Here is an 11,246-nt window from a genome sequence, read left to right as displayed (position 1 = left end):
GCGGTGTGGTCGTCGTGGGCGGCGGCGCGGCGCTGGCGGTCGGGCTCGGCGGCAGCTCGGGGACCACGTCCACACGCGATTCCGAGCCGGCCCTCGGCGGGGCGCCGTCCACGGCCGCGATCTCCCCGACCTCCGCGGCCGGTGCCGCGGTGCCGCCGACTCCCGCGCAGCGTTCGCTGCCGCCGGGCGGAGCGCTGCCGCCGCCGACCGGGGCGCTCGGCAAGTTGCAGGGTCCCTCGGCGAAGAGCTTCTGGACGCAGGACACCACCGGGCGGGTCACGTCGCTGGCGGCCGCCGAGGGGATGCTCGTCGTGGCCACCGACTCCGACGTCACCGGCTTCGACTACGGGGGGTCCGCCAAGTGGGGCCCGCTGCCCGCCGGCGGGATCGCGGGCTCCGGCAACGGGGTCGTCGACTCCGGGGTCGTCTACCTGGTCGCCTCCTTTGCGGGGGGTGCGCCGGGCCAGGTCGCCGTGCTGGCGCTGGACCTCATGACCGGCTCCCCGCGCTGGACCACACCGCTGCCCCCGGACCCGAGCCCCCTGACGGGCGTGCGGGTCGCCGGGGTGTTGGGCGGCAAGGTGTTCGTGGTCGGGACGGCCGGGAGCACGCCGGCGATGTGGGCCCTGGACGTCGCCAGCGGCAGCAGCGTGTGGAACAAGGCCGGCGTGCAGTACGCCACGCTCACGGTGCCCGCCGGCGGCGAGCAGGTCCTCGCGGCCGGATCGCCGGACCCGAACACCCCGGTGACCGCCGCGGCCCTGGACGTCGACACCGGCGACCAGGCGTGGGCGCACCAACTGGGGACATCGGTCGACTACAGCCATGTGTCGCTGAGCAAGGCCGTCTCCGCCGGCGACCGGTACGTCCTGCTCAGCAGCACGCCGGACGGCGACGTCCTGGCCGCCGGGAACACGGCCACCGGCCAGGACGCGTGGACCTCCAAGCTGCCCGAGCCGGCCGGGGACGCCGGCACGGTCTCGCTGATCACGCGCTCACCCGACTCCTCCGCCGTCATCGCCCTGTCCCGCCGCGGCGTCTACGCCGTGGAGGCGCAGACCGGCAAAGTGCTGTGGCAGTCGCAGGGCACCGAGTCCTTCGTCACGTCCGCCGACGGCGGCACGCCGCAGATCGCGGACGGCAACGTCTACGTCTGCGACCAGAAGGGCGGTTGGTGGGCCGTGGATCTGGCGACCGGACGGACCCGGTGGCGGTACGCGGCCACCAGGCCTGAAGTGGCGGCGGACCCGGTGTGGATCGCGGTCAGCGGGGGTGTGGTGACCTCGGCCGGCTCGCTGCTGACCATGATCCTGGCCAAGGGCTGAGGGTGTGACGGTCACCACATGACCGGCGGTGCCCGGGCTCGGAGTTTACCCGCACGCCGGACGCCCGGGTACTGACGGTAAGCGGAAGGATTCCCGACCCCGTACGATGGGTAGGTATCCCCCTCTGCCAAGGAGCCTTCAGGCATGCCCACACGCGACAACATCAGGAACGTGGCGATCGTCGCGCACGTCGACCACGGAAAGACGACGCTGGTCGACGCGATGCTGTGGCAGTCCGGCGCGTTCGGCGAACACCAGCACGTCGACGAGCGCGCCATGGACTCCAACGACCTGGAGCGCGAGAAGGGCATCACCATCCTCGCCAAGAACACCGCGGTGCACTACCGCGGTCCCGAGGGCGAGGACGTGGTGATCAACATCATCGACACCCCCGGGCACGCCGACTTCGGCGGCGAGGTGGAGCGCGGGCTGTCCATGGTGGACGGCGTGGTGCTGCTGGTGGACGCCTCCGAGGGGCCGCTGCCGCAGACCCGGTTCGTGCTGCGCAAGGCGCTGGCCGCGAAGATGCCGGTGATCCTGCTGATCAACAAGGTGGACCGGCCGGACTCCCGGGTCGACGAGGTCATCGACGAGACCTACGAGCTGTTCATGGACCTGGACGCCACCGAGGAGCAGATCGAGTTCCCGATCGTCTACGCCATCGCCCGCGACGGCAAGGCCACGCTGACCAAGCCGGTGCCCGGCTCCTCCGGCAACGGCCAGGGCGGTGACCTGGACTCGGACAACCTGCTGCCGCTGTTCAAGACCATCCTGGAGACCATCCCGGCCCCGGCCTACACCGAGGGCGCGCCGTTGCAGGCGCACGTCACCAACCTGGACGCCTCCAACTTCCTGGGCCGCATCGCGCTGTGCCGGGTGCACCAGGGCGAGATCCGCAAGGGTCAGCAGGTGGCCTGGTGCCGGCACGACGGCACCGTCGAGCGGGTGAAGATCACCGAGCTGCTGATGACCGAGGCGCTGGAGCGCAAGCCGGCCGAGAAGGCCGGCCCCGGCGACATCATCGCCATCGCCGGCATCCCGGAGATCATGATCGGCGACACCCTGGCCGACCCGGAGGACCCGCGCCCGCTGCCGCTGATCACCGTCGACGAGCCGGCGATCTCGATGACCGTCGGCACCAACACCGGCCCGCTGGTCGGCCGCGGCCCGACCAAGGGCACCAAGGTCACCGCCCGCTTGGTGAAGGACCGCCTGGAGCGCGAACTGGTCGGCAACGTCTCGCTGCGGGTCCTGCCCACCGAGCGCCCCGACGCCTGGGAGGTCCAGGGCCGCGGCGAGCTGGCACTGGCCATCCTGGTGGAGACCATGCGCCGGGAGGGCTTCGAGCTCACCATCGGCAAGCCCCAGGTGGTCACCAAGACCATCGACGGCAAGCTGCACGAGCCGGTGGAACGCCTGACCATCGACGCCCCCGAGGAGTTCCTGGGCGCGGTGACCCAGCTGATCCAGGGCAACCGCAAGGGCCGCATGGAGACCATGACGAACCACGGCACCGGCTGGGTCCGCATGGAGTTCGTGGTCCCCTCCCGCGGCCTGATCGGCTTCCGCACCGAGTTCCTGACCCTGACCCGCGGCACCGGCATCGCCCACGCCGTGTTCGAGGGCTACGAGCCCTGGTACGGCGAACTGCGCACCCGCACCTCCGGCTCCCTGGTGGCCGACCGCGCGGGCTCGGCGACCCCCTTCGCGATGATGAACCTCCAGGAGCGCGGCACGATGTTCGTGCAGCCCACCACCGAGGTCTACGAGGGCATGATCGTCGGTGAGAACTCCCGCTCGGACGACATGGACGTGAACATCACCAAGGAGAAGAAGCTCACGAACATGCGCTCCTCCACCTCGGACGTCACCGAGACCCTGATCCCGCCCCGCCAGCTCTCCCTGGAGCAGGCCCTGGAGTTCATCCGCGAGGACGAGGCGGTGGAGGTCACCCCCGACACGGTGCGGATCCGCAAGGTGGAGCTCAGCCAGCAGATCCGCGGTCGCTCGCGGGGCAGCGCGGCCAAGGGCAAGGGCTGAGTCAGCCGACAGACTGAAGACGGCGGCCGCTGCGGGAGGGTTCCCGCGGCGGCCGCCTTGGTTTTTGCCGGTGCTGATGGGTCAGCTTTCGACCTTGCTCGAAAGTCGTTGGCCCGCCTCAGGCTCACCCGCCAGTCGGGCTCGACTTCCCACCCACGAACGGCTTCGCCTGGACCTCGCCCTTCTCACAAACCGGGGTCGGATTGTCCAGCGTGATGTGCGTCCAAGCACTGTCCCCGGGCAGCTGCGCGAGCGCGTGCACGGTAGTCGGCTCGCACTGCCCGCTCTCGGGCTCGCCGGGCCCGGGGATGTCCGCGGAGTAGCGGATCTCGGAGTGGACCCACGCGCCGGGGGCGACCGTGATGGTGGTGACCGAGACCGAGTCGTCCTTGATGACGTTCGTCGGCAGCGGGTGGTCGTTCGAGGCCAGCAGGCTGACGCCGGGGAAGCCGCTGATCGTGCAGCTGTGCCCCGAGGTGTTCTGCAGGGAAATGTCGGCGGCGACGTGCCCGGCGCCCTCGCTGCCCGCGACCCCGCGCCAGGTGCCGTTCGGCATCTCGGCGGTGGTGCAGGCGCCGCCGTTGTGCGCGGAGCCCGCCGCGGACGTGGGTGCGGCGGCGTTCGACTGGCCGCCGTTGCCGCCGCTGCCGCCGGTGGAACTGCCGGCGGCCGGGCTGGAAGCGGACGTCGAAGCCGAGCCCGCCCCGCCGCTGCCGCCCGGGCCGGACGAACCCGTGGTGGCTGGTGTGCTGGCGCCGCTGCCCGCCGAGCTCGTGCTGCCCAGCGTCGGCGTGCCGTTTCCGGCACTCTTGGAGGCGCTGCTGGAGCATCCGGTCAACGCGACGGCGCTGAGCGCTCCGGCAGCGAACAAAACGGAGATACGGTTCATTAGGCTCAACCTTCCCGGGTGACTGCGTCCAGTAGACGCCTGGTCACCCGGATAGGTTGAGTCATGCATCTCAACTCGTGGAGATTTCCCCGCGGCGATCTCTGGTGGAGATCTTCAGCGCTCGGTTGAGGAAAGCGCCCGCTTGAGGAAATCGACCTGGAGCAGCATCAGGTTCTCCGCGACGACCTCCTGCGGCGTCATGTGGGTCACCCCCGACAACAGCAGCGTCTCGTGCGGACGCCCCTCGGCCAGCAACGCCGAGGACAGCCGCAGGGTGTGGGCGACCACCACGTTGTCGTCGGCCAGGCCGTGGATCAGCATCAGCGGACGCTGCTGGGAGGACCAGCCGCTGGGCTCGGTCCCGTTCACCACCGAGTTGCGCCGGTAGACCTCCGGCTCGGTGTCCGGGTGCCCCAGGTAGCGCTCGGTGTAGCAGGTGTCGTACAGCCGCTGGTCGGTGACCGGGGCGCCGACCACCGCGGCGTGGAACACGTCCGGGCGGCGCAGCGCGGCCAGCGCCGACAGGTAGCCGCCGAAGGACCAGCCGCGGATCGCCACCCGGGTCAGGTCCAGGTCCGGGTGCTGCGCGGCCGCCGCCTGCACGGCGTCCACCTGGTCCTGCACCACCGGGCCGGCGAAGTCGCGGTAGATCGCCCGGTCCCACTCCGGCCCGCGGCCCGGGGTGCCGCGGCCGTCCACGACCAGCACCGCGAAGCCCTGGTCGGCCAGCCACTGCGAGGCCAGGTGCATGTTGTGGGCCGCCAGCGCCCGCTGCGCGTGCGGACCGCCGTAGGGGTCCATCAGCACCGGCAGCTTGGTGCCCGGCACGTGGCCGGTCGGCAGGATCAGCACGCCGCGCAGCCCGCGCTCGCCGAGCCGCACCATCGTCGCGTTCAGCTTCAGCCCGGGGCGCTCGGCGACGTTGCCGACCGTGCACAGGTCCTTGGTATCGCCGTCCTCGTCCACACGCACCACGCGGGCCGTCGAGCCGGGCTCGGAGAACGAGGTCGAGGTGATCACGGCCAGATCCGCGCCGAAGGCCGCGGAGTGGACGCCGAACGTCTCAGTGAGCTGACGCACCACGCCGTCCCGGGACGCCAGGAACACGTGCACCTCGGCCGGGTCGTCGGCGCTGGCGGTGAACTGCACCCCGTGCTCGCCGACCGCCAGCACCGAGCGCACCTGGAGCTCCGGCGGGGTCAACGGCTCGCCGTCGAGCAGGACGCGGTTGGCGCCTTCGCGGGCGCCGACGGTGACCAGCGAGGCCGAGGCGTCGTCGTCGCCGTCATCGGGCCCGGAGACCCACGCCGGGACGCCGGTGAAGATGTCGACCCAGCGCGGCTCGGACTCCTCGCTGTGCAGCGTCACCATGCCGCTGTCCGGGTCGAGCAGCGCGTAGGTGATCCGGGTCTGCTCGCGGTTCATCAGGCCGAGCACCGGGTCGCCGCCGGCGGACCAGTGGACGGTGGTCAGGTAGGGGGAGGAGTCCTCCCACGACACGTCCACCCGCGAGCCGTCCAGGCCGAGCACCACGCCGGAGACCGCCGCGTTGTTCGTCCCGGCGGCCGGGTAGCGCACCGCCGCCGGCTCCTTGCCCGGGTTCGCGGGGTCGGAGATGTGCCAGGTCTGGATCGGCGCCTCGTCGGCGCGTTCGGCGAACAGCCGGTCGCCCTCCGGGGCCCACCAGTAGCCGCGGAAGCGTTCCATCTCCTCAGCCGCGATGAACTCGGCCAGACCGTAGGTGACGGTGTCCGTCTCCGGCTCGGCCAGCGCGCGGTCGCCGGAGCCGTCGATGCCGATCACCCGCAGCGCGCCGGCGGCGACGTAGGCCACGTGCGTGCCGGTCGGGTTCGGCCGCGGGTCGGCGACCCCGGCCGCGGCGTCCAACTCGCGCACCGCCCGCGCCGGATCGGCGGCCGTGAGGTCGGCCACGAACAGCCGGCCGGACAGCGTGAACGCCGCGTGCCTCGCCTCGGCGTCCACCGCGAAGCCGACGATCCCGGCCGCCCCCTGCCGCGACCGCTCCCGGCGCGCCTTCTCCTCGTCGGTCAGCTCCTCGCCCGCCCCGCCGAGCAGCGCGACCGGATCGGCGACCAGCCGCTCCGCACCGGTGCCGGGGTCCAGCACCCACAGGCAGGTCGCGGTGTCGGTGCCGTGCTTGCCGCGCAGGAACGCGATCCGGGTGCCGTCCGGCGCGATGCTGAAGGCCCGCGGCACGCCGAGGGTGAAGCGCTGGGTCCGGGCGGAATGCCGGGGGAAGGAGGGGGTGTCAGCCATGTCGCCCATGCTAAGGGCGACCGAGGGATGGTGGCCGGTCTGGCGAGCCGGCAGCGCCGGCGCAGCGCACAGAAAACTCGGCGGGAACGAGGCTGGGCGTGCCGGACAAGGACCCTCAGCCCGGTGTTGGCTGTGGGTCCTTGGCTTGCCGTAAGCGCAGCGCATGGCAAGGGACCGGTGCGGCCAGGCTCGGAGCTCCGCCGATTTTCTGCCCGGCCACCATCCCTTGGTCGCCCTAAGGGTCGTAACCCTTACCGGGCTGTTCCGCGAGCGGCAGGGGAGGTATGCGTACCCTTGCCCTATGACCGCGAACCCGCCCCCGTCCTCGGAGGCCGCCCAGCCGCCGCGGACGAGCCCCACGGCCAGCCGGCGTCTGCTGCTCGTCCACGCCCATCCGGACGACGAGGCGATCGGCACCGGTGCCACGATGGCCGCCTACGCCGCCGAGGGCGCGCACGTCACGCTGGTCACCTGCACCGCCGGCGAGGAGGGCGAGGTGCTGGTGCCGGAGCTGGCGCATCTGGCCGCCGACCGGGAGGACCGGCTGGCCGGCGTGCGGGTGGTGGAACTGGTCAACGCGATGGTGGCGCTCGGCGTGTCCGACCACCGGTTCCTCGGCGGCCAGGGCCGTTACCGGGACTCCGGGATGATGGGGACGCCGGCCAACGACAAGCCGCACACGTTCTGGCACGCCGACGTCGACGAGGCCGCCGGGCACCTGGTGGAGGTGGTCCGGGAGATCCGGCCGCAGGTGCTGGTCACCTACGACGAGAACGGCGGCTACGGCCATCCCGACCACATCCAGGCGCACCGGGTCGCGATGCGCGCCGCGGAGTTGGCGGCCGATCCGGCCTTCGCGCCGGAGCACGGCCCGGCCTGGGAGATCGCGAAGATCTACTGGACCGCGATGCCCAAGTCGGTGTTGGCCGAGAGCATCCGGATGCTGAAGGAAGCCGGGGACACCAGTGACTTCGTGGCCGTGGAGTCGGTGGAGGACCTGCCGTTCGGGACCGACGACGCGCTGGTGAGCACCTGCTTCGACGGCAGCGCGTACATGGCGAACAAGCGCGAGGCGATGCTCGCCTACCCCACGCAGATCACGATGGAGGAGGGCTTCTTCGCGCTCTCCAACGCGATCGGCATGAACTTCATGGCGCACGAGTACTACCAGCTGGTGAAGGGCCTCGAGGACCGCTCGGAGCCGGAGCTGGAGAAGGATCTGTTCGCCGGCCTCGGGATCGCCGACGGGGCCGCTTCCGGGGTTTCTCAGGGCTGATGGACGTTTCGGGCGCGGCGGAGGTCGGAGTGTCTGTGGTCGTGGTGCTGGCCGGTCTGGTGGGCCTGGTCGGCTTGTTGGCGGCGGCGCGGTTCGGTACGGAGTCCGAGCGCGGGAAGCTGCTGGCGCTGGCCGGGTTCGGCGGGGCCGGCGTCGTGGTCGGGCTGATCGGCACGATGATCCAGGGCTACACGGTGCGCATCGGCGGCTCGGGCCCGCGCCTGCTGGACGCCACGGACCCGGCCTCGGCCACCGGGAACGGTTCCCCCGGCTTCGCCTTCCCCTTCGGGGCGCTGATCGGGCTGGCGTTGCTCACGCTGCTGCTGTTGGTCGCCGGGACGCTGCTGCGGATGCCGCGGGCCGTCGGGATCGCGGCCGGCGGCTGGCTGCTCGTGATCGCGGTGCTGATGTTCGGCGTCGGCAGTTCCGGCGACGTGATCCTGGCCAACACCTCCTCGGCCCAGATCTTCGTCTATGGGGGCCTTGTCATCGCCTTCGGGATCGCGGTGCTGGTGTACCAGTGGCAGCTGACCGACCGGATCGCGAAGAACGCCGCGAAGCGCTCGCGCTGAGCGCCCATCGGGGTCCGGCGGCGGTCCGCTGATCGTCCGCCGGCCGTCCGCCGAGGTGTCGAAAACGCCGAAACCAGGCATTTGGGCACCGGACTCAAGCCGATTCAGCACTGCGTCGCGTAGCGACTCCGTAACGGGCGGCGGTGGGAGACGGGTGGGACAAACTCGCTCGATCGAGTGAAGCCTTGCCGGATTCCGGCGGGTCAGCGCCGCATCGCCGTGGCAATGTCACCCGTACGCCCCTGTGACCACCGCTGATCACAGTACTGTGATCAGAGCAACACTCTCGGTGGCCGGTGGCGCGCTGCTAGATGGCACAGCTAGTAGGCCCTGCCCGATGGCCCTGCGCGACCGACCTTTGACAGAGGCGACCGACTTTGAACGACGAGTTTCCCCGACGCCCAACAGACGACGAACCCGACCGGCAGCCCGACTTCGGGTTCGGCGGCGCTCCGCTGTTCCGCGACGAGGTGCCGCCGCCGGACGGACCCGGTCCCGGTGCCACCGGCTTCCACGACGCCTCGATGTTCCGCGCCCCCGCGTCGACGGATCCGTTGGGGGACTCCGGTGGTGGCTACCGCAGCGGGGACTACGGCAGCGGGGACTATCGCGGTGGCGACTACGGGACCGGGACGACGCCCGGGCTCGGCGGCGAGACGGCACCTTCGCGCGTGCCAGGGCTCGAGTACGGCGCGGGCGGCGACTACGGGACCGGTCTCATGTCCGGGTTCGGCGGCGGCGCTGACACGTTGAGCAGTTCCGGTGGTTTCCCGGCGCAGCAACGGTTCGCCGAATCCGGTGGCGCCGCGGGCGGCGAAGACCGGCTGAGCAGTTCCGGCCGCCATGCGACGATGGCCGGCGATTCCGGGGTGCCGCCGCAGCGGTTCGGCGGGCCCGGCGACGCGGCCGAGATGTCCGGTCCGGGCGGCCCGGGCGGCCCGGGCGGCTTCGGCGGCGGTGCGGCCGAACCCCAGCCCGGGGATCCGCAGTGGGCACCGAACGAGGGCCCGCTGCGCGTCGTGCCGGCCGACCAGGCCAGTGCCCTGTTACGGATCAAGCTCCCGGACGCGCCCCCGGTCCCCTCGACCACCCTGCGCGGCGACGCGGCGATCGAGACGGTCGTCGAGGCCTCGCAGATGCTGCACCGGGTCAGCCCCGCGAAGCCGAACGCCCTGCCCGGCGACGTGCTGGCGCTGACCACCGCGACGATGGTCGTGCCGATGCCCGGCGCGGCGTTCGGCGGCGTGCTGACCGTGCAGCGGTCGGCGCGGCTCACCGCGTCGGTGCCGCCGGACCTGGCCAGCCGGGCCGAGGCGGACCTGCTGTCGGACACCGTCGAGCAGTTCTTCGGGGACTTCGACGCGATCGGCCGGGAACTGGAGGCGCAGCGCGCCAGTGGAGCCGCTGCCGCCGCCGGTTCTGTTACGCCCGCGGTGCCCGCACAGGGCGGCGGGGTAACGGGAACCGAGGTGTCGCAGCCTCCTGTGATGCCCGGCCAGTACGCCCCGAGCGCGCCGTCGTCCGGGCCCGCGGCGGCCGGCCGTTACGGCGTGCCGACTCAGGTCCCCGGCTACGACGCCGCCGCCCGCCGCAGTCCGGTCGGGATGCGGTACCTCGGCGGCATCTTCCACGACTCCTCGGGCGAGTCCTCGTTCTACGACCCGTCGACGGAGGCGTTGGTGCCGATGGGCGCCGCCGCGTTCTCGGCGGCGGACTTCCGGCGTACCGCTCCGGCGATCACGCGGCCGGTTCCGCCGCCGCGGACCGGCCCCGGTGCCGCCCCGCCGCGCACCGGACCCAGTGTCGCCACGCCGCCGCGCGGGACCGCGGGCGGCACCTCACCGGCATCGGCCGGCCCGCGCGGTTCGAGTGGTTCGAGGGGCTCGGCTGGTTCGACTCGTTCGACCCGCGGTGGCGGCAGCGACCAGATCCACTACTTCATCGACGACGCCGACCACGCCGACGACACCAAGGTCCTGCCGACCGGACACTGGTCCGACCACCACCCGGACCACCACCGCTCGCCGCGCCGCCGCCGGCGCGGCCGGCTGGCCGTCATCTCCGGGGTGTCCGTCGCGCTCGTCTTCGGCACCCTCTACGGCGCCGCCCTCGCCTTCGAGGGGCAGGTGCCCAAGGGCACGATCGTCGACGGCGTCGCGATCGGCGGGATGTCGCGCACGGCCGCCGCGGCCAAGCTCTCCGCGGCGCTCGGCCCGACCCTGAACGCGCCGATCCAGCTGACCGCCGACGGGACCACGTTCCGCCTCGTGCCGAACCAGTCCGGGCTGAACATCGACTACGCCGGGACCGTGGCCGCCGCGGCGTCCGGCCGCACGGATCCGACCGTCGCCATCCCGGCGCTCGCCGGTACCGGCCGCGACGTGCCGCTGCGGGTGAGCGTCGACCGCGACGCGCTGAAGACCGCGCTGACCAACCTGACCGCCGGGTTCGACAAGCCGATGGTCGACGGGAGCGTGATCTTCCCCGGCGGTGTGCCGACCCCGATCGCGCCGCGTCCGGGGCGCCAGGTGGACGTCGACGCGGCGGTCGACGCGGTGCTCTCCGCCTTCGACAACGGTGTGGCTTCGGCGCGCCTGGCGGCGATGAGCCCGGCCGGGCCGGCCGGTGTCCTGCCGACGGCCCCGGCCGCCTACGCGATCGTGCCGGAGAAGACCGCGGTCTCGCCCACGCATCGCTACGCGAGATCGCACGAGAAGCAGTCCCCTTCGACTCCTTCGCCGTCCTCGACTCCCTCGGATTCCTCGGGTCCCTCGGATTCTTCGACTTCTTCGGCCCCCTCGGACTCGTCCACGCCGGCCACGCCGACGCCCTCCGCCCCTGCTTCGGCACCGGCACCGGTCCCGGCC

General features: G+C 72.2%; 8 protein-coding genes. 6 read left to right on the top strand and 2 right to left on the bottom strand.

What is annotated here, in order from left to right:
- Both IZR01_RS43710 and typA read left to right on the top strand, forming a co-directional pair.
- Window positions 1-1,325: outer membrane protein assembly factor BamB family protein (locus IZR01_RS43710; RefSeq protein ID WP_194927263.1), on the top strand; the 1,325-nt coding region annotated here is incomplete at its 5' end.
- A gap of 144 nt (window positions 1,326-1,469) precedes the next feature.
- Window positions 1,470-3,365, top strand: a complete 1,896-nt coding sequence (gene typA / locus IZR01_RS43705) for a translational GTPase TypA (protein WP_194898576.1) — start codon at window positions 1,470-1,472, stop codon at window positions 3,363-3,365.
- Window positions 3,366-3,489: 124 nt separating this feature from the next.
- Here the strand turns inward: typA and IZR01_RS51720 are convergent, their stop codons facing one another.
- Window positions 3,490-3,921 (bottom strand): DUF4232 domain-containing protein, encoded by a 432-nt coding sequence (locus IZR01_RS51720; protein WP_228561255.1) that lies wholly within the window; start codon window positions 3,919-3,921, stop codon window positions 3,490-3,492.
- Between IZR01_RS51720 and IZR01_RS51715 the strand changes: the two genes are divergently transcribed.
- Entirely contained in the window at window positions 3,908-4,276 is a 369-nt protein-coding gene (locus IZR01_RS51715; RefSeq protein WP_194898574.1) for a hypothetical protein, read from the top strand. The genes IZR01_RS51720 and IZR01_RS51715 overlap by 14 nt on opposite strands.
- 92 nt (window positions 4,277-4,368) lie before the next feature.
- On the opposite strand, the gene IZR01_RS43695 is transcribed toward IZR01_RS51715, so the two are convergent.
- The gene (locus tag IZR01_RS43695; RefSeq protein ID WP_194927261.1) at window positions 4,369-6,540 is read right to left on the bottom strand and encodes a S9 family peptidase; all 2,172 of its coding nucleotides are present in this window, start codon (window positions 6,538-6,540) and stop codon (window positions 4,369-4,371) included.
- 292 nt (window positions 6,541-6,832) lie between these two features.
- On the opposite strand from IZR01_RS43695, the gene mshB reads away from it, so the two are divergent.
- From mshB to IZR01_RS52745, 3 genes are all read left to right on the top strand, one after another.
- A complete protein-coding gene (gene mshB / locus IZR01_RS43690) occupies window positions 6,833-7,807 on the top strand; it encodes an N-acetyl-1-D-myo-inositol-2-amino-2-deoxy-alpha-D-glucopyranoside deacetylase (RefSeq protein WP_194898572.1) in 975 nt (324 codons plus the stop codon).
- 29 nt (window positions 7,808-7,836) lie between these two features.
- A complete protein-coding gene (locus IZR01_RS43685; protein ID WP_194898571.1) occupies window positions 7,837-8,379 on the top strand; it encodes a hypothetical protein in 543 nt (180 codons plus the stop codon).
- A gap of 377 nt (window positions 8,380-8,756) precedes the next feature.
- Window positions 8,757-11,246: peptidoglycan binding domain-containing protein (locus IZR01_RS52745; protein WP_194927260.1), on the top strand; the 2,490-nt coding region annotated here is incomplete at its 3' end.

The sequence above is a fragment of the Catenulispora pinisilvae genome (assembly GCF_015356865.1).
Taxonomy (GTDB): Bacteria; Actinomycetota; Actinomycetes; order Streptomycetales; family Catenulisporaceae; genus Catenulispora; species Catenulispora pinisilvae.
Note: the sequence above shows the minus strand (reverse complement) of the source record. Positions and strands in the feature narration are given on the sequence as shown.

Excerpts from the sequence above, each read along its gene's own strand:
- mshB (WP_194898572.1), top strand. The coding sequence starts at position 6,833 with ATGACCGCGAACCCGCCCCCGTCCTCGGAGGCCGCCCAGCCGCCGCGG.
- IZR01_RS43695 (WP_194927261.1), bottom strand. The coding sequence starts at position 6,540 with ATGGGCGACATGGCTGACACCCCCTCCTTCCCCCGGCATTCCGCCCGG.
- typA (WP_194898576.1), top strand. The coding sequence starts at position 1,470 with ATGCCCACACGCGACAACATCAGGAACGTGGCGATCGTCGCGCACGTC.
- IZR01_RS51720 (WP_228561255.1), bottom strand. The coding sequence starts at position 3,921 with ATGCCGAACGGCACCTGGCGCGGGGTCGCGGGCAGCGAGGGCGCCGGG.